The sequence below is a fragment of the Streptomyces sp. NPDC059909 genome (assembly GCF_042730885.1).
Lineage (GTDB): Bacteria > Actinomycetota > Actinomycetes > Streptomycetales > Streptomycetaceae > Streptomyces.
The window spans coordinates 145,682-164,068 of the sequence record NZ_JBHWKX010000006.1; the positions used below are offsets into that span (position 1 = coordinate 145,682).

Below are 18,387 nucleotides of genomic sequence, written 5' to 3' on the forward strand. Positions count from 1 at the left end.
CGGGGGGAGAGGCTAATTTTGTTTGGCGACTTGGTTGGGATCCGATAGCAACGGGTTCCAAACCGGCAACGTGGGGTCCCCCGCCGGCCAGGGAAGGGGCCCCACGCTTTTGCCACGACGCTCCGTAGCGGTAGGTTCGACGATCAGAGGACTTGCGAGGAAGGGCGGGTAGGGCGTCGATGGCCATTGCCAAGGCCGAGCGGCTGATGAATCTGGCGCTGTGTCTGCTCGGGACGCGGCGGCCGCTCAGCAAGCGCGAGCTGCGCGGCTCCATCGAGGCCTACCTGGAGGCGGGGAACGACGAGTCCTTCAACCGCATGTTCGAGCGCGACAAGGACGATCTGCGCGAACTCGGCCTGGTCATCGCCACCGTGGAGAACCTCGAGGGTGAGACCGGCTACCTCGCCCGCCGCGACTCCAACCGCCTCCCGCCCATCACCCTCGACGCCGAGGAGGCCGCAGCACTCGGCCTCGCCGCCAGGGTCTGGCAGCAGGCCCGCCTCGCCGGAGCGGCAAGTGGAGCGCTGCAGAAGCTGCGTGCCGCCGGAATGCCCGAGGCCGAGGACTCGTACGACGCGGCCCAGCACAGCGCCCTCGAGCCGCGCATCCCGGTCCACGAGGCCGCCTTCGAGCCGCTCATGCTCGCCTGCCGCGACCGCCGGCCCGTCGTCTTCGACTACCGCAAGTCCAATGCCGTACGTCCCGAGACCCGCCATGTCGAGCCCTGGACGCTCGAGTGCTGGCGCGGCCACTGGTACCTCGCGGGCTTCGACCGCGACCGCGGTGCCGAGCGGGTCTTCCGGCTCTCCCGGATCACCGGACGGGTCCGCTCCCGTGCCGGCTCCTTCACCGCGCCCGTGCCCGATGTCGTCACCGTGCGCGAGACCGTCGAGAGCTGGGCGGGGGAGACCGCGACCCGTTCCGCGCTGATCAGGCTGCGGGCCGAGGCCGGGTATCCGCTGCGCGCCCGCGCCACCTCCGTACGGGCACTGGGCGACGGCTGGGACGAGCTGGAGATTCCGTACGGGCACGGACTGGACGCCTGGCTCGTCGAGTTCGGCCCGGACGTCGTCGTACTGGAGCCCGCGGATCTGCGGGCGGATGTCGTGGACCGGCTGCGTGCCGTGGCCAAGGGCTGAGGGGGACTCGGACGACCATGGCCGCGAACGCCATTGACCAGACCCGGCGGATGCTCTCGCTGGTGACGTATCTGCGCGAGCGCCCGGGCGCTCGCGTCGGGGACGTCGCCCGGGCCTTCGGGATCACCGAGGACGAGCTGATCTCCGACCTCGACGTGCTGCCCATGTGCGGGACCAGCTTCCGCGGCGGCGATCTGCTGGACATCGACACGGACGGCGACCGGATCTGGTGGCACAACCCGGACGACGTCGCCGAGCCGTTGCGGCTCGCCGCCGACGAGGCGACCGCGCTGCTGGTCGCCGCGCGGGCCGTCGCCACCCTGCCCGGTCTGCGCGAGGGCGACCGCGAGGCGCTCCTGCGGGCCACCGCCAAGCTGGAGGCGGCGGCCGGAGAGGCCGCGGGCGCCAGCTCCCGGCTCTCGGTGACGTTCGAGTCCGAGGGCGGCGTCTTCGCCGAGGTCGACCGGGCGATCTCCGAGCGTCGCAGACTGTGGCTGCGCTACTACTCCCCGGCCCGCGACGAGCTCACCGAACGCGAGGTGGACCCGATCCGGCTCTTCGCCGTCGGACACACGTACATGGAGGCCTGGTGCTACCTCTCCGAGGCGCGCCGGACCTTCCGCCTCGACCGGGTCGCCGAGATCCGGCTCCTGGACGAGCCGTCCGCGCCGCCCGAGATCGAGCTGCGTGATCTGTCCGAGGGGCTGGTCCAGCCGTCGGCCGACGACCCCGAGGTCGTGGTCGAGGTCGGGCCCGGCGGCCGCTGGGTCGCCGAGTACTACCCGCACGACAGCGCGGAGGAGCTGCCCGAGGGCGGTCTGCGGATCACCCTGCGCACCCCCGATCCGACGTCGCTGCGGCGGCTCGCGCTGCGGCTCGGGCGGGACGGCCGGATCGTCTCCCCGCAGGACCTCGCGGACAGCGCCCGGCGGGCGGCGCGTGAGGCACTGGCCGCGTACGACGCCCAGGACTGACGACCGCGACCGATTTGGAGATAAGAGGGATATGTCCGTGATGCCCGGAATCTCGACGCCCAAGGTCCCGGTCCTCTTCAAGGCCGCCTGCCCCGACTGCCGCGCCCGCTTCGAGCTCTCGGCGGGCGCGCTGCGGCTGGCCATCGGCGCGAGCCGGCGGACCACCTTCTACTCCTTCACCTGCCCCGAGTGCGGAGCGGCGGTGCGCAAGCCGGCGGGGGAGCGGATCGTGGAACTCCTCACCGGCGGCGGAGTGCGGACGCTGCGCCTCCACTCCACCCTCTGAATGCCCCTCCGGGCTCTCTCCGACCTCTAGGCTCTGCACCATGTTCTGGCCCATGCTCGCCATCGCCCTCGGATTCCTCGGGATCGCCGTCCTCGGCGTCCTCGGCATCCGCGTCTTCCTGGAGGCCCAGCGCCTGGGCCGGCAGGTGTCCCGGACCGCAGAGCTGATCAACGACGCGGCGGAGGAGCTGGAGCGGTCGGCGACGAGGCTGGCGCGGACCGGCGAAGCCTTGCGGTAGAGGTGCGGGTCTCCTGCCGATCGGGCCTGGGAGGTACGCTGCCCGTGGTGGACCGCACGCACGTGTGGGTTGCAAGTGGGAGTATGCACAGGCATTGCCCTGCGTTTACTCCGGCGGGTTACGATCGCTGACAACGTGGTGATCGGACGACTGTCCGACGGGCAGCCCCGCCCCTCAGCCGCCTCAGTGAGAAGGAAGTCGCACATGATCGGCAATCTGAAGCCCCTTGAGATCCTTCTGATCGTCGTGGTCATCCTGTTGCTGTTCGGTGCCAAGAAGCTCCCTGACATGGCTCGTTCGCTCGGCAAGTCGGCTCGCATCCTCAAGAGCGAGGCCAAGGCGATGAAGAAGGACGACGAGGCGGCGCCGACGGCCACCACGGACCAGACTGCCCAGCAGCAGGAGTCGCCCCGGACCATCCAGGCCGCTCCGGGCGATGTGCGGAGCAGCCGTCCGGTCTCCGAGCCGAACCACACGACGCAGAGCTGACCTGATTCCCCGACGGTTTTCGCACGAGACGAGGAAGTGGGTTGCTCAAGTCTGCCCGCAAGCAGCAAAAGGACGCCGAAGGGCGGATGCCCCTCGGAGAGCACCTGCGTGAGCTGCGCAACCGGCTGATGAAGTCGGTCCTGGCGATCGTCGTGGTGACGATCGTCGCGGCCTTCTTCCAGAAGGAGATCTTCGAGTTCCTGATGCGGCCGATCCTCGAGTCGGTCGGCTGCGCGGACGGCGCGGAGACGATGCGCAACGGCAAGCCCTGTGCGGAGATGACCACCCAGGGGCTCCTGTCCCCGTTCACCATTGCGCTCAAGGTCGCGCTGATGACGGGTGTGCTGGCAGCCACTCCGATCTGGCTGTACCAGCTCTGGTCCTTCGTCGCTCCCGGACTCCACAACCACGAGAAGCGCTATGCGCTGAGCTTCGTGGCGGCAGGAGTCCCGCTCTTCCTGGGCGGCGCCTATCTCGCGTACTCGATCCTGCCGCAGACCGCGGAGATCATGCTCGGCTTCACGCCGGAGGGCGCGAAGAACCTGCTGCCGCTCGACGACTACCTGGACCTGATCACCCGCATGGTGATCGTCTTCGGTGCCGCATTCGAACTGCCGCTCCTGCTCATCCTGCTCAACCTGACCGGGGTCCTCAGCGGCAGGCGCATGCTCGGCTGGTGGCGCGGAATGATCATCGGGCTCACCGCCTTCGCGGCCATCGCGACCCCGGGCGGCGAACCGATCTCCATGCTGCTGCTGGCCGGACCGCTCGCCGTCCTGTACTTCGTCGCCGTGGGCTTCTCCTTCGTGAACGACGCACGCCGCCGACGCAGGAACCCGGACGCGGAGCTCAGCGACGACGAGGCCTCCGACCTGGACCTCACCCCGGCCCCCGTCGGCGAGATCGAGCCCGTCCCCGCCGCCCGCGCCCTGCCCGAGCAGGCGAGCGGCTCCGACCGGGACCGGATCAACGGGTACGACGACGTCACCTGACCGCTTGACAGTACGGGTACAGGACGTGGCCGGGTGCGCGCAGAGCGTGTACCCGGCCACCTTGTATGTGGGCGCTCACCACGGTTGATTCATCGTCGATTAAAGATCGCGCCCACTGTCAGTGGCGCCAGGTAGTCTCGACAACAAGATGACAGAGGACCTCTCACCAGCTGAGCGATACGCAGCTGCTCGGATCCGCGCCGCCGAGCAGGCCACCGCACTCGCTCCTTTCCGCGAGCTGTACGAGTTCGAACTGGACCCGTTCCAGATCGAGGCCTGCCAGGCCCTTGAGGCCGGCAAGGGTGTGCTCGTCGCGGCGCCCACCGGGTCGGGCAAGACCATCGTGGGCGAGTTCGCCGTGCACCTCGCACTGGCTCAAGGGCGCAAGTGTTTCTACACGACGCCCATCAAGGCGCTGTCCAACCAGAAGTACTCGGACCTGGTGCGGCGGTACGGACCGGAGAAGGTCGGGCTGCTCACCGGGGACAACAGCGTCAACTCCGAGGCGCCGGTGATCGTCATGACCACCGAGGTCCTGCGCAACATGCTGTACGCGGGCTCCCAGTCGCTGCGCGGTCTCGGCTATGTCGTGATGGACGAGGTGCACTACCTCTCGGACCGCTTCCGCGGCGCCGTCTGGGAAGAAGTGATCATTCACCTTCCCGACTCCGTGACCCTCGTGTCGCTCTCGGCCACCGTGTCCAACGCCGAGGAGTTCGGTGACTGGCTGGACACGGTCCGCGGCGACACCGAAGTGATCGTCTCCGAGTCCCGCCCCGTGCCGCTGTGGCAGCACGTGCTCGCCGGGCGGCGGATGTACGACCTCTTCGAGGAGGAGACCGACCACGGCGGCCGCGGCGCCGCGCGGCGTGAGGTCAACCCCGACCTGGTCCGCATGGCCCGCATGGAGAACTCGCGGACGTACAACCCGCGGGAACGCCGGCGCGGCAAGATGGTCCGCGAGGCCGACCGCGAGCGCGAGCGCCGTCAGCGCAGCAGGATCTGGACGCCCTCGCGGCCCGAGGTCATCGAGCGGCTCGACGCCGAGGGCCTGCTGCCCGCGATCACGTTCATCTTCAGCCGCGCAGCCTGCGAGGCCGCCGTCCAGCAGTGCCTGTACGCGGGACTGAGGCTCAATGACGAGGAGGCGCGCCAGAAGGTGCGCGAGATCGTCGAGGAGCGCACGGCCTCCATCCCCGGCGAGGACCTCCATGTGCTCGGCTACTACGAGTGGCTGGAGGGCCTGGAGAGGGGGATAGCCGCGCACCACGCCGGAATGCTCCCCACCTTCAAGGAAGTTGTCGAAGAGCTCTTCGTCCGGGGCCTGGTCAAGGCCGTCTTCGCGACCGAGACGCTTGCCCTCGGCATCAACATGCCCGCCAGGTCGGTGGTGCTGGAGAAGCTCGTCAAGTGGAACGGCGAGCAGCACGCCGACATCACCCCCGGCGAGTACACCCAGTTGACGGGCCGGGCCGGCCGCCGGGGAATCGACGTCGAGGGCCACGCGGTGGTGCTCTGGCAGCGCGCAATGGACCCGGGCGCCCTCGCGGGCCTGGCCGGTACGCGCACGTATCCGCTGCGTTCCAGCTTCAAGCCGTCGTACAACATGGCCGTGAACCTGGTGCAGCAGTTCGGCCGGCACCGCTCGCGCGAGCTGCTGGAGACGTCCTTCGCACAGTTCCAGGCGGACAAGTCGGTCGTCGGCATATCGCGCCAGGTGCAGCGGAACGAGGAGGGCCTCGAGGGCTACCGGGAGGGCATGACCTGCCACCTCGGCGACTTCGAGGAGTACGCGCGGCTCCGGCGCGAGCTCTCGGACCGCGAGACCGAGCTGGCCAAGCAGGGCGCGGCGCAGCGCAGGGCGGCCGCCGCGGGCTCGCTGGAGAAGCTCAAGCCGGGCGATGTCATCCATGTCCCGACGGGCAAGTACGCGGGCCTCGCACTGGTGCTGGATCCGGGGCTGCCGGCCGGTCGTGCCAACGGCCATCGTGGCGGCTTCGAGTACTACGACGGGCCGCGGCCGCTCGTGCTGACCGCCGAGCGGCAGGTCAAGCGGCTCGCGTCGATGGACTTCCCGGTGCCCGTCGAGGCGCTCGAGCGCATGCGGATCCCCAAGTCGTTCAACCCGCGCTCGCCGCAGTCGCGGCGGGACCTGGCGTCCGCGCTGCGCACGAAGGCCGGGCACATCGTGCCCGAGCGCGGCCGCAAGCCGAGGTCCGAGGCGGCGGACGACCGTGAGATCGCCCGCCTGCGCAAGGACATTCGCGCCCATCCCTGCCATGGGTGCGACGAGCGCGAGGACCACGCGCGCTGGGCCGAGCGCTACCACCGCCTGCAGCGGGACACCCGCCAGCTGGAGCGCCGTATCGAGGGCCGTACGAACACGATCGCCCGGACCTTCGACCGTATCGTCGGCCTGCTGACGGAGATGGACTACCTCCGGGGCAACGAGGTCACGACGCACGGCAAGCGGCTGGCACGGCTGTACGGCGAGCTGGACCTGCTGGCGAGCGAGTGCCTGCGCGAGCGGGTCTGGGAGGGCCTGAACCCGGCCGAACTGGCCGCGTGCGTCTCGGCGTTGGTGTACGAGGCCCGCCAGGCCGACGACGCGGTGGCGCCGAAGCTGCCGTCGGGGAAGGCCAAGGCCGCGCTGGGCGAGATGGTGCGGATCTGGGGCCGGCTGGACGCGCTCGAGGAAGAGTTCAAGATCAACCAGGCGGAGGGCGTCGGTCAGCGCGAGCCCGATCTCGGCTTCGCCTGGGCCGCGTACGAGTGGGCTTCCGGCAAGGGCCTGGACGAGGTGCTGCGCGAGGCGGAGATGCCCGCGGGCGACTTCGTGCGCTGGTGCAAGCAGGTCATCGACGTCCTCGGCCAGATCGCGGCGGCCCCGGGCGACGGCGGCGAGGGCACGACGGTGACGCGCACCGCCCGCAAGGCGGTCGACGCCCTGCTGCGTGGTGTCGTGGCGTACAGCTCGGTCGGATAACGGATAACGGATAACGGATAACGGATAACGGAGAGCGGATAACGGAGAGCGGATAACGGAGAGCGGACAACGCACGGCGGACGCGGAAAGCGGTCGCGAAGGGCCCTGCACCAGGTCGGTGCAGGGCCCTTCGTGCTGCTGCTCCGTCGGCCGTACACGCACGTCAGCCGTTCAGATACGCGCGCCAGGCGCCGTGGTCCGTGATGTCCTCGGCACCGTCGACGGCTTCGGGCTCACAGAGGAATCCGGCCACGGCGGTGTCGTCGGCCAGGATGACGCGGCCGATCGTCATCGGGCGGGGAAGCGCGGCGACGAGGCGGCCGAGGCCCTCCGCGGGAAGCTCCCAGACCTCGGCCTCGACCGCCGCCCCGCCCTCGGGGACGTGCACGAGGCCGGGCTTGGGTGGGTCGGTGCGCAGCGCGTACAGGCGATAGCGGGGTGCGGTCGTGTTCGTACGGAGCAAACGGGCGCCGAGCGCGAGCAGTTGGGGGTTGAGGGGCTGGCCCGTCAGGTGCGCGCCCACCACCGCCAGGTGTACGGGCGGGGGGAGCAGCCCGGCGAGCGTGGCCAGGGTGTCGTCCGTGCCGGCCGGACCGACCAGCATCGCGCCGAAGGGACGCCCGTTCACCTCGCCCGCGGGTACGGCGACGGCCGCCAGACCGAAGAGATTGGTGGAGTTGGTGTACCGCCCGAGGCGGGCGTTGCTGCCCAAGGGGTCGGCGGCCACCTCGGCAAGGGTCGGATGACCGGGTGTGGTCGGCAGCAGCAGCGCGTCCGCGTCGCCGAGACCGGCCAGGGCGGCCGAGCGCAGGGCTTCGAGACGGGCCCGGTCGGCGAAGAGCCGGTGGGCGGGGACGTCGCGGGCGCGACGGATGATCCCGGCCACGGTCGGATCGAGATCCGGGGTCCCCTTGTCGACGAAGGAACCCACCGCGGTGTACCGCTCCGCCACGAACGCGCCCTCGTACAGCATCGCCGCCGCCTCCGTGAACGGTGAGAGATCGACCGGTCGCAGCTCCGCCCCCGCCGCCTCGAGCCGGGCCGCGGCCGCCTCGTACGCCTCGGCCCAGCCGTCGTCCAGCTCGCCGAGCTGTGCGGTGGACGGGACCGCGACCCGCCATGGGCCGGGGAGCCGGGCCGGGGCGGCCACCGGGGGTCCGCCGCGCGCCAGCACGCCCAGGGCGAGCCGCGCCTCCGGGAGCGTACGGGCGAAGACACTGACGCAGTCCAGGCTCGCGCAGGCCGGAACCACGCCGTCCGTCGGGACGAGTCCGTGGGTGGGTTTCAGCCCCACGATGCCGTTGAACGCGGCGGGCACCCGGCCGGAGCCCGCGGTGTCCGTGCCCAGGGCGAAGTCGGCGATCCCCAGCGCGACCGCGACAGCCGAGCCGGAACTGGAGCCGCCGGCGACGCGTTCGGGGTCGAGGGCGCTGCGGACGGCGCCGTACGGTGAGCGGGTGCCGACCAGCCCGGTGGCGAACTGGTCCATGTTGGTGGTGCCGAGGACGACGGCGCCTGCCGCCTTCAGCCGGGCGACCGCGGGGGCGTCGTGGCCGGGCTCGTAGGCGTACGAGGGGCAGCCCGCGGTGGTCGGGAGCCCGGCGACGTCGATGTTGCCCTTGACCGCGACGACGGTTCCGGCGAGCGGCAGGCGTTCGCCGGCGGCGCACCGGGCGTCGACGTCCCGGGCATCCGCCTCGGCGTCGGCCTGCGGGCGCAGGGTGATCCAGAGGTCCGGGCGGGCGGCCTTCGTGATGCGGGCGTAGGCGGCGCGGACGCGGGGGAGTGCGGGGTGGGGCATGGTGCGGGTCTCCTCGGGGTGCGGGTGGGGCCGTGGCGGCGCGTTGTCGTCCGCGTGCCGGTGGGTGGTTTGCGCCCAACCGTCCCGCCCTGGGGGACGACTGCCCACAAACCACACAACAGCGGTGTCAGCCGCGCGGGGCAAGGATCAGCAGGGGCGTGCCAGGAGTGACCTGGGTGCCCGGGGTGACCAGGACCTCGGTGACCGTCGCGTCGCGTGGTGCCGGAACGCGGGACTCCATCTTCATCGCCTCCAGCGCCAGCAGCGGCTCTCCGGCACGGACCGCGTCACCCGCGGAGACGTTCACCTGCCAGACCGAGGCCGCGAACTCCGCCTCCACCACCTGGCCGCCCGGCGGAACGGTCAGCTCCGCCGGCGGCGCCACCGGCGCCGAGGCCGCCTCGGCCCGGGCGAACTCGCCCGCCGCCTCCCACGCATCCCGCTCCGCCGCGAACGCCGCCGCCTGCCGCGCGCGGAAGTCCGCGATCGAGTCCTCGTGCTCGGCCAGGAACCGCCGGTGATCGGCCAGAGAGAAGGTGCCCTCCTCGATGCGCGGCGTGAAGCGGCCGGCGGCCATGTCGGCGCGCAGTTCCAGCAGTTCGTCCGCGCCCACCGGGTACCACCTGATGCGGTCGAAGTGCCGCAGCAACCACGGCCGCGGCCCGGACCACGGCGACCACACCTGCGTCGTACGGCCCACGAACTGATAGCCGCCCGGACCCTCCATCCCGTACACGCACAGGTAGGCGCCGCCGATGCCGACGGAGTTCTCCGCCGTCCACGTCCTCGCCGGGTTGTACTTCGTCGTCACCAGGCGGTGGCGCGGATCCAGCGGGGTCGCGACCGGTGCGCCGAGATAGACGTCCCCGAGCCCGAGCACCAGATACTCCGCGTCGAAGACGGTCCCGTACACGTCGTCCACCGACGCCAGGCCGTTGATCCGGCGGATGAACTCGATGTTCCACGGGCACCAGGGAGCGTCGTGCCGCACCCCCGCCATGTAGCGGGCGATGGCCTCCCGGGTCGCCGGATCGTCCCAGGACAGCGGGAGATGGACCGTACGCGAGGGGATCACGAGCGAGTCGGCCGGCGGCAGTCGCTCCTCGATCCGCCGCACGTCCGCAAGCGCCCGGTCCAGGGACAGCACGGCCGGGTCCAGCTTGATCTGGAGCGAGCGGATGCCCGGCGTCAGGTCCGAGACACCTTCCAGGCGCTCGGCCCGCAGCGCCTCGGCTAGCGCGTGCACCCGCAGCCGCAGGGCCAGGTCCAGCTGCATCGGCCCGAACTCGACCAGCAGATTGTCGTCGCCGCTCCGGCGGTACGTGACGTCGTCACGCCGTGCCAGCACCCCGCCGTCCACGATCTCCGCGCGCGGGGCCCCGTCCACGGTCACGGGGACGAACCGCACCCGGTCGTCCGGCCGCAGCTGCCCGAGCTTCCAGCGCTCACGCGTCAGGACCGTCGCCGGGCAGACGAAGCCACCGAGCGAGGGCCCGTCCGGGCCGAGCAGCACGGGCATGTCACCGGTGAAGTCGACGGCACCGACCGAGTACGGCGTGTCGTGGATGTTCGACGGATGGAGGCCGGCCTCGCCGCCGTCGGTACGCGCCCAGCGCGGCTTCGGTCCGACCAGGCGCACCCCCGTGCGCGCGGAGTTGAAGTGGACCTTCCAGTCGGCCGCGTAGAAGTCCCGGATGTCCTCCTCGGTGAAGAACTCCGGTGCGGCATGGGGCCCTTCGACCGCGCCGATCTCCCACTCCGAGGTGCACACCGGCCGTTCGTCCTCCGGGACCGGGTGCGTCGCGTCCGTCCGCGTGCCGCCGTGCAGCACATCGCCCGTGACCAGGGCCCGCCCACCGTGCCCGCCGAAGCGGCCCAGCGTGAAGGTCGCCGCACTGCCCAGGAAGCCCGGGACGTCCAGCCCGCCGCCCGCGACCAGCAGATACGTGCGCAGACCGTGCGCGGCCGGCGCCCCGATGGTGAGCGTGGCTCCGGCCGGGACCGTGAACGGCTCCCACTGCGCCGCCGGTTCGCCGTCGACCGTGACCGGAGCCGGTGCGCCCGTCACACACACCGTGGTGGCGTGGCTGAAGCGCAGGGTCGGCCCCTGCAGGGTGCACTCCAGGCCCGGGGCGCCCTCGGCGTTGCCCAGCGCACGATTGCCGAGGCGGAAGGACACATCGTCCATGGGGCCCGACGGCGGCACCCCGACCTCCCAGTAGCCGGTGCGGCCCGGCCAGTCCTGGACGGTGGTGAGCGTGCCCCCGGCGCGGACCTCGATCCGCGGCGTCGGGTCGGTGACGTTCGCGAGGGTCGCCGTGGAGTGGCCGGCCTCCCGTACGGCCGGGTCGGCGAGTGCCGCCCGCACGAGCCCCAGATTGGTCTCGATGCCGTCGACGCGGGTCGCGGCGAGCGCCCGGCCGAGCCGCGCGAGCGCCTCGGCGCGGTCGCGCCCGTGCGCGACGACCTTCGCCAGCATCGGGTCGTACGCCGTGGTCACCTCCGTACCCGTCGCCACCCAGCCGTCCACGCGTACGTCGTCGGGGAAGGCGACCCGGGTCAGCAGCCCGGCGCTCGGCCGGTGCCCCCGGGACGGGTCCTCGGCGTACACCCGGGCCTCGACGGCGTGGCCGCGCGGCGCGCCCGGCTCCCGTACGACACCCGTGTCGCCCTGCGCGAGCCGCAGCATCCACTCCACCAGGTCGACGCCGTAGATCTCCTCGGTGACCGGATGCTCCACCTGGAGCCGGGTGTTGACCTCCAGGAAGTACGCCTCCTCACGCGCCGCGTCGTACACGTACTCGACGGTCCCGGCGGAGCGGTAGCCGACGCCCGCGCACAACTGCCGGGCAGATGCGGCCAGTCGTGCACGGACGTGGTCCGGCAGGCCGGGTGCCGGGGCCTCCTCGACCACCTTCTGGTTGCGGCGCTGGAGCGAGCAGTCGCGGTCGCCGAACGTCACGACCTTCCCGAGGCCGTCGCCGAAGACCTGCACCTCCACATGGCGCGCGTGCTCGACGAGCCGCTCCAGGAAGACCCCGGCCGAGGAGAAGGACGCCTCGGCGGTCCTCTGTACCCGCTCCCAGGCGTCGGCGAGTCCGGCCGGGTCGCGCACGGCCTGCATGCCTATGCCGCCACCGCCGCCCGTCGCCTTGAGCATGACCGGGTAGCCGATGTGCTCCGCGGCGGCGACGGCCTCGGCGAGGCCGGGCAGCAGACCGGTGCCGGGGGCCAGCGGGACGCCCGCGGCCTCGGCCGCCGCGCGGGCCGTGTGCTTGGCGCCGAAGAGCTCCAGCTGGGCGGGGGTGGGTCCGACGAAGACCAGCCCTGCGTCCTCGCAGCGACGGGCGAAGGCGGCGTCCTCGGACAGGAACCCGTAGCCGGGGTGGATCGCCCCGGCGCCCGTGTCCTTGGCGGCCTTCAGCACCAACTCGGTGTCGAGGTACGACTCCTTCGCGGGCGCGGGCCCGAGGCGGACCGCCTCGTCCGCGAGCCGGACGTGGGGTGCGGAGCGGTCGGGGTCGGAGAAGACGGCGACGGTACGGAGCCCGAGGCGCCGGGCCGTACGGATGATGCGGACGGCGATCTCGCCCCTGTTGGCGACGAGGAGCGTGTCGAAGGTCATGCCGCAGCCCCGATGGTCATCTCCACCGCCGTCGGCTCGAAGCCGTTGCAGGGGTTGTTGATCTGCGGGCAGTTGGAGACGAGGACCAGGACGTCCGTCTCGGCGCGCAGGGTGACGCGCAGCCCGGGGGCGGAGATTCCGTCGACGATGCCGAGCGTCCCGTCCTTCTCGACGGGGACGTTCATGTACCAGTTGATGTTCGACACCAGGTCCCGTGCGGTCAGCCCGTGCCGGGCGCCCTCCGCGAGGAAGTTGTCCATGCAGGCGTGCTGCGACCACGTGTGATGGCCGTAGCGCAGGGTGTTGGACTCCTTGGAGCAGGCGCCGCCGAGGGTGTCGTGGCGGCCGCAGGTGTCCTCGGTGACCGTCATCAGCGGGGTGTGCTCGTTCGACATCAGCACGCTGCCCGTCGTGAGGAAGATGCCGCCCTGCGCCTGCAGGGTGTCCGGAGCGCTGTAGCGGACGGCGGTGTCGTGCGCGTCGTACACGAGGAAGTCGACGGCCTGGTTGCCGTGCAGATCGGTGATGGTGAGCTGCTCGCCCCGGCGGACGACCGCCGACCAGGCGGAACGGGCGGGTACGACGGTCATGACTGCCCCCTGGCGGCGAGGAACTCGGCGGTGTTGAGGAAGGCCCGGCGGCCTTCCGGGGTGGCGTCCCAGAGCGGATCGCCCGGCACGGTCGGCGCGGCGCGCCAGGCCAGGACCTCCAGCGGGGTGCTGGTGTACGTCGGCCGCGGGTCGAGCGGGTGCGGGACATTGGCGATCAGGACGGTCAGGTCCTGCTCGGCGCGGAGGGTCACGGACGCCCCCGGGCCCGCCGAACCGGTGAAGTCGAGCGCACCGTCGTCCCTGACCTCCACCCCCTGGAAGAAGCCGATGGAGGGCGGCAGATCGCGAGGCTCGAGGCCGTTCTTGAGGGCCGCGAGCTTGAGGAGCTCGCGACCGGCGGGGGTCGGCGACTGCGGGGTGCCGTCGCCGTAGCGGGCGGTGTTCCGGGCGAGGGTCGAGGTGCCGCAGAGCGCGTCGTGCCGGCCGCCGCTGTCCTCGACGAGCGAGGCGAGTACGCGGCCCTGGCCGGAGAGGAGCAGCCGGCCCTTCGTGAGGTACGCGTTCCACTGGACCTTGACCGTGTCGGCGGCGTTGAGGCGCTCGTGCGGGCGGCCGTCCGCGTAGAGCACGACGTGCGCGCAGGCGTCGCCCCGGAGATCGGTGAGACGCAGCTCGGTGCCGCGGGCCAGGAGGCGATGGGTGTAGTTGCCGCCCGCCACGGTTTCCGCCCAGACGAGGTGCCCGGCGGCGCAGGGCGGGGCGGGCCAGTCCGTGGCGGGCACCACGGGCATGGCCTCGGCGTGGGTGCCCTCCTGGGCGCGGGCGTGGTCCCGGGACCCGTACGTCGTCGCAGTCGCCATGGTGGCGCACCTCCGGCTCGGACTCTTTTCTGTCGGGTGACAGAAATTAGGGCGCCGTGACTTCCGGGCCGTTGCCCGGCCATTGCGGGAGCGTTACCGAAGCCTCACCAAGATCCGGGGGGCGGGCGGTGTGTGCGACGATCGGCCTCATGGGTACCACGGGACGGAAAGTCGGGCGGCCGCGCGCCGAGCAGCGGCCGGACAGCGGGCTGTCCGCGCGAGAGGAACTGCTCGAGGCCGCGGCGGAGCTGTTCACGACGCGGGGGTACGCGGCGACGACGACCCGGGCCGTGGCCGAGCGTGCCGGGATGCGGCAGGCCACGATGTACCACTACTTCGGCGGCAAGGAGGACCTCCTCGCCGAACTCCTCGAATCGACGGTCACGCCGTCTCTGGCCCTGGCGCGCCGGCTCCTCGCGGACGACGAGCGGGAGGCGGAGGAGCGGCTGTGGGAGCTGTGCCGCTCCGACGTGGAGCTGCTGTGCTCGGGGCCGCACAATCTGGGCGCGCTGTATCTGCTGCCCGAGGTTCGGGCGGAACGTTTCGCCGGGTTCCATCGGGTGCGGGCGGACCTGAAGGACGCGTACGGGCAGCTCCTGGCGGCGACGGGGCCGGGGCGCGCGCTCGACAAGGGTGAGCTCGCGCTGCGGACGGATCTGGTCTTCGGGCTCATCGAGGGCGTGATCCTGGTGCACCGGTCGGACCCGGAACGGGCGGTGACGTCGTTCGCGTCGGCGACGGCGGACGCGGCGCTGCGCATCGCCGGGGTTTAGCGGGGCCGGCGCCCCCGCCGGCCCGGCGCCTCGGGCGGTACCGGTACGGGCACACCGGCCACCGCCACGGCACCGGTACGGGCACACCGGCCACCGCCACGGCACCGGTACGGGCACACAGGCCACCGCCACGGCACCGCGCGCTATTGGGCCAGCGCGGTCGCCAGGGCCGCCAGGTCCTGGGTGCGCAGGACACGGGCACCGTACCCGGGGAGCGGCACGTACAGCGGCTCCGTCCAGCGCAGCGGAATCGCGGACGCGCCGTACACCGCGCCCGCCAGCGCGCCCGTGACCGCCGGGACCGTGTCCGTGTCGCCGCCCAGATCGATCGCGGCGCCCAGCGCATCCTCGAACGCCGTCGTCGTCCGCACGGCCCACAGCGCCGACCCCAGGCACGGCCACACCGCGCCGTTGAACTCGGTCGCCTCGTCCGGGTGCCATCCGGGCGCCGGCACCGTGGCCCAGCGCCCCCGGTGGTCCTCGTGCACCTCGGACAGTGCGTCCGGCACCGCACCGACCGGTTTACCCCCATCGAGCGCGACCCGGATCAGCTCGTGAAGCACCGCCGTGCCCTCCCACGCGGCCCGGTCGCCATGGGTGAGGGCCGCGATCCGGCGGGCGGCGGCCATCGTGCCGGTGCGTCCGTCACGGGCGAAGTACACCGCGGACGTCGCCGCCCGCATCAGTGAACCGTTGCCCGCCGCACGGCCGTTGACCTGGAAGTGCAGGGCCGCGGCGAGATCCCACGGGTCGCCGCTGCCGAGCACCTGCTCCGTCTGGAGGCCGATGTCCTTCGGCTCGCCCGCCGCCCAGCGCCGGAAGCGGTCGAACATGTCCTCGGGGTCGAGTCCGCCCCGTTCCAGCAGGGATTCGCCGACGAGGACGGCCATCTGGGTGTCGTCGGTGGCCTCGCCCGGGTTCCAGCCGCCGCCTCCGCACATCTCCCCGGCGCCGTCGGGGAAGCGGGCCGCGTAGACGCCCGCGAGCCCGAACTCGAACGGTGCGCCGAGCGCGTCGCCGACGGCGGAGCCGACCACCGCGCCGATGACCCGGTCCGTTCGGCCCGTCGTGTGCGTACGCATCCGGTCAGCGTAGGCGTCCCCGCAGCGCCCGGTACGTCGCCCCCGCGACCAGTGAGCCGCCCACGAACAGCAGCGTGAACCACTGGAAGTACCAGTGGCCCCCCGACGGGTCGTAGACCTCGGCGCGGGGCCAGGCGAGGTTCAGGGTCATGGCGATCCCGTACACCAGCGCAAGCGCATTGATCGGCAGGCCCCAGCGGCCGAGGGTGAAGAGCGGGTCGCCCTTCTCGTCGCGGTCGTCCGGGTGCGGGGTGCCCCACTGGCCGCGCAGGCGGCGTACCAGCATCGGGCCGGTGACCATCGCGTAGGCCAGGTACACCATGACGATGCAGGTGGTGCCGATGGCCAGGAGAGCCTCGGGGGAGAGGAAATTGAGGAGCAGGAGCAGCGCCGCGAGGACGCCGACCGTGACGGCCGCCGTGGCGGGCATGCCGGTGCGGGCGGGGACCTTGGACAGGGTGCCGGACAGGGGGAGTTGGCGGTCGCGGGCCATGGAGTAGAGCATGCGCGTCGCCGAGGTCTGGATCGCGAGCGTCGCGGCGCAGATCGCGACGACGACGTCCGCCAGGAGCACCTTTCCGAGGCCGTCGCCGAGGGTGCTGGTGAGGACGTACGAGAGGCCCTCGGTCGCCAGCCGTCCGTCGGTCAGGCTCGGCGCGGCGAGCAGGCCGCCCAGGAGCAGGAGCCCGCCGCAGACACCGGAGGTGGTGAGCGCGGAGAAGGTCGTGCGGGGCGCGGTGCGCCGGGGGTTGACCGTCTCCTCGCTCATCTCGCTCGCGCTCTCGAAGCCGATGAGGACGTACGCCGCCGTGAACGAGCCGATCAGCAGCGCGCCGATCGCCCCGCCCGCGTCGCCCGTGTGCAGGACGATCCCGGGGTCGCGGTCGGCGTGGGTGAGGAGCAGGGTCACGATGAGTGCGACGCCGACGATCTCGGCGGTGACGCCGATGGTGTTGACGGCGGTCAGGACCCGGTTGTCGAGGACGTTCACGACGGTCGTGAGGGTCAGCAGGATCAGGCCGAGCAGGGCCGCGTTGGCGGCGCCGCTCGCCGAGGTCGGTGAGGGATCGCCGCCGATGAGCTGGAAGCCGGGCCAGATCGCGGGCAGCACGGCCTGCAGCGCGAGGGCCGCCGCGCCCACCACGACCACCCGTCCGATCACCATGAGCCAGCCCGCGTACCAGCCGAAGGCGGGTGTGCTCAGGCGCGTCGCCCACTGGTAGACGGCGCCGGCGAGCGGGTAGCGGGCGGCGAGTTCGGCGAAGCAGGCGGCGACCAGGAGCTGGCCGACGAGGACGACCGGCCAGGTCCAGAAGAAGGCCGGTCCGCCGAAGGAGTAGCCCAGCGCGAAGAACTGGAAGACCGTCGTCAGTACGGAGATGAAGGAGAAGCCGGCGGCGAAGGACGCGTACCGGCCCATTCGCCGCCGCAGTTCCTGCTGGTAGCCGAAGCCGGCGAGTTCGGACTCGTCGGGTGTGGGGGCGGAGTTCGGGGTGGAGGTGGGTGCGGTCACGGTCATGGCAGCCCCTGTCGCTCGTTCCTGTCGGGCGACAGAAATTAGGGACGGGCTGTTTCGGCCGCGTGTCACGGCCGTGTCGGGGCGGGGCCGATCTCCTCACGGCCCCGCCCCCCACCGCGCGTACAGCGCGGTGCACTGCGCTGCCGCAGGGATGGAGCGCACTGCACGGCGTCGACTACACCGCGGGGAAGTCGAGCACCGCGAGCGGCTCGGACGTCGGCGCGGGCGAGCCGCCCGCCGGCTCCACCGTGACGCCCAGCCCCGTCGCCCCGCCCACCGGTCCGTCCATGAGCAGCGCTTCCGGCGATCCCGAAGAATCCAGCAGCCCGGCGGGGCGCATGGTCCCGCCGTCGGCGAACCAGAGCTGGTACACCTTGCCGGCGCCCGGCCGTGGCAGCCCGGACGCCAGGAACACGGCCCGGTCACGCTCGCGGGACACGGCCACGGTGCCGGTCGCTCCGCCGTCGCCGAGCACCCCGGTGCTGGTCCGTACGTCGGGCGCCGTCAGCACCTGGGCCAGCGCCTCGGCCTGGCGCTGTGCCTGGCGTGCCTCGGTGCGGGCCTCCTCGGCGGCGCGCTGCTGCCAGACCGCGACACCCCCGGAGGCGGCCACGGCCGCCAGGCACGCCGCGAGCACGAAGCGGGCGAGCCTCCGTCTGCCGCCCGGCCGGACGCTGCGGATCCGCGGCGGGGCGCCGCCGGTCTCGGCGGTCGACGGGCCGACCAGCGGCGGTTCCTGACGCACTGTCGCGATCCGCGCCATCACCTGCGTCTTCATCGCGGGCGGCGGATTCTCGGTGGCGGCGAGTCCCAGCCGTACCGCCGTCGCGCTGAGCTCCCGTACCTCCTGGGCGCACGCCGCGCAGGCGTCGAGGTGCCGCTCGAACCGCACGCGTTCGCGGTCGCCGAGCGCATGCAGGGCGTATGCGCCCGTCAGCGTGTGCAGTTCGGCGTCCCGCCCGGCGCTCCGTCCCACCGTGCTCATTAGAGGACCATCCCTTCTGCAGCCCTCACGAGTAGGGTTGTGACCTCTCGGTCCCGGTGGGTGCACGGCCATCGGTGCGAGCCGCTC

Annotated in this window: 15 protein-coding genes; 8 read left to right on the plus strand and 7 right to left on the minus strand. The window is 72.1% G+C overall.

Annotated features, from left to right (window positions below):
- Positions 1 to 179 precede the first annotated feature (179 nt).
- The 7 genes from ACFV9O_RS07575 to ACFV9O_RS07605 all read left to right on the plus strand — a co-directional run bounded on the left by ACFV9O_RS07575 (position 180) and on the right by ACFV9O_RS07605 (position 7,104).
- Complete coding sequence (locus ACFV9O_RS07575; protein ID WP_385413595.1) at positions 180 to 1,139, plus strand: helix-turn-helix transcriptional regulator; 960 nt, start codon at positions 180 to 182, stop codon at positions 1,137 to 1,139.
- A 17-nt stretch (positions 1,140 to 1,156) separates the two neighbouring features.
- Entirely contained in the window at positions 1,157 to 2,113 is a 957-nt protein-coding gene (locus tag ACFV9O_RS07580) for a helix-turn-helix transcriptional regulator (protein WP_385413597.1), read from the plus strand.
- A 40-nt stretch (positions 2,114 to 2,153) separates the two neighbouring features.
- On the plus strand, positions 2,154 to 2,399 hold the full coding sequence (locus ACFV9O_RS07585) for a hypothetical protein (protein ID WP_385413600.1): 246 nt from the start codon (positions 2,154 to 2,156) through the stop codon (positions 2,397 to 2,399).
- Positions 2,400 to 2,439: 40 nt separating this feature from the next.
- Complete coding sequence (locus ACFV9O_RS07590; RefSeq protein ID WP_385413602.1) at positions 2,440 to 2,637, plus strand: hypothetical protein; 198 nt, start codon at positions 2,440 to 2,442, stop codon at positions 2,635 to 2,637.
- Between the two features lie 204 nt (positions 2,638 to 2,841).
- Positions 2,842 to 3,126, plus strand: coding sequence for a Sec-independent protein translocase subunit TatA (tatA, locus tag ACFV9O_RS07595; protein ID WP_385413605.1), 285 nt, complete (start codon positions 2,842 to 2,844; stop codon positions 3,124 to 3,126).
- 41 nt (positions 3,127 to 3,167) lie between these two features.
- Positions 3,168 to 4,118: a twin-arginine translocase subunit TatC gene (gene tatC / locus ACFV9O_RS07600; protein ID WP_385413606.1), complete on the plus strand. Its 951-nt coding sequence runs from the start codon at positions 3,168 to 3,170 to the stop codon at positions 4,116 to 4,118.
- Between the two features lie 148 nt (positions 4,119 to 4,266).
- Positions 4,267 to 7,104: a DEAD/DEAH box helicase gene (locus ACFV9O_RS07605; protein WP_385413609.1), complete on the plus strand. Its 2,838-nt coding sequence runs from the start codon at positions 4,267 to 4,269 to the stop codon at positions 7,102 to 7,104.
- A 163-nt stretch (positions 7,105 to 7,267) separates the two neighbouring features.
- Here the strand turns inward: ACFV9O_RS07605 and atzF are convergent, their stop codons facing one another.
- From atzF to ACFV9O_RS07625, 4 genes are all read right to left on the minus strand, one after another.
- Positions 7,268 to 8,905 (minus strand): allophanate hydrolase, encoded by a 1,638-nt coding sequence (gene atzF, locus ACFV9O_RS07610; RefSeq protein WP_385413611.1) that lies wholly within the window; start codon positions 8,903 to 8,905, stop codon positions 7,268 to 7,270.
- Positions 8,906 to 9,032: 127 nt separating this feature from the next.
- On the minus strand, positions 9,033 to 12,530 hold the full coding sequence (locus ACFV9O_RS07615) for a 5-oxoprolinase/urea amidolyase family protein (protein WP_385413614.1): 3,498 nt from the start codon (positions 12,528 to 12,530) through the stop codon (positions 9,033 to 9,035).
- The gene (locus ACFV9O_RS07620) at positions 12,527 to 13,120 is read right to left on the minus strand and encodes an urea amidolyase associated protein UAAP2 (protein WP_385413616.1); all 594 of its coding nucleotides are present in this window, start codon (positions 13,118 to 13,120) and stop codon (positions 12,527 to 12,529) included. The genes ACFV9O_RS07615 and ACFV9O_RS07620 overlap by 4 nt, the downstream gene beginning before the upstream one ends.
- Positions 13,117 to 13,941: an urea amidolyase associated protein UAAP1 gene (locus ACFV9O_RS07625; protein WP_385413619.1), complete on the minus strand. Its 825-nt coding sequence runs from the start codon at positions 13,939 to 13,941 to the stop codon at positions 13,117 to 13,119. Before ACFV9O_RS07625 ends, ACFV9O_RS07620 begins: the two co-directional genes overlap by 4 nt.
- 149 nt (positions 13,942 to 14,090) lie before the next feature.
- Here ACFV9O_RS07625 and ACFV9O_RS07630 point away from each other — a divergent pair, with 149 nt between their 5' ends.
- On the plus strand, positions 14,091 to 14,714 hold the full coding sequence (locus ACFV9O_RS07630) for a TetR/AcrR family transcriptional regulator (protein WP_385413622.1): 624 nt from the start codon (positions 14,091 to 14,093) through the stop codon (positions 14,712 to 14,714).
- A gap of 143 nt (positions 14,715 to 14,857) precedes the next feature.
- Here ACFV9O_RS07630 and ACFV9O_RS07635 read toward each other — a convergent pair whose 3' ends face one another.
- The 3 genes from ACFV9O_RS07635 to ACFV9O_RS07645 all read right to left on the minus strand — a co-directional run bounded on the left by ACFV9O_RS07635 (position 14,858) and on the right by ACFV9O_RS07645 (position 18,300).
- Positions 14,858 to 15,796 carry an ADP-ribosylglycohydrolase family protein gene (locus ACFV9O_RS07635; protein ID WP_385413625.1) on the minus strand — a complete coding sequence of 313 codons (939 nt, stop codon included), beginning with the start codon at positions 15,794 to 15,796 and terminating at the stop codon, positions 14,858 to 14,860.
- A gap of 4 nt (positions 15,797 to 15,800) precedes the next feature.
- Entirely contained in the window at positions 15,801 to 17,315 is a 1,515-nt protein-coding gene (locus ACFV9O_RS07640) for an amino acid permease (RefSeq protein ID WP_385413627.1), read from the minus strand.
- Positions 17,316 to 17,490: 175 nt separating this feature from the next.
- The gene (locus ACFV9O_RS07645; RefSeq protein WP_385413629.1) at positions 17,491 to 18,300 is read right to left on the minus strand and encodes an anti-sigma factor domain-containing protein; all 810 of its coding nucleotides are present in this window, start codon (positions 18,298 to 18,300) and stop codon (positions 17,491 to 17,493) included.
- Positions 18,301 to 18,387: the final 87 nt, after the last annotated feature.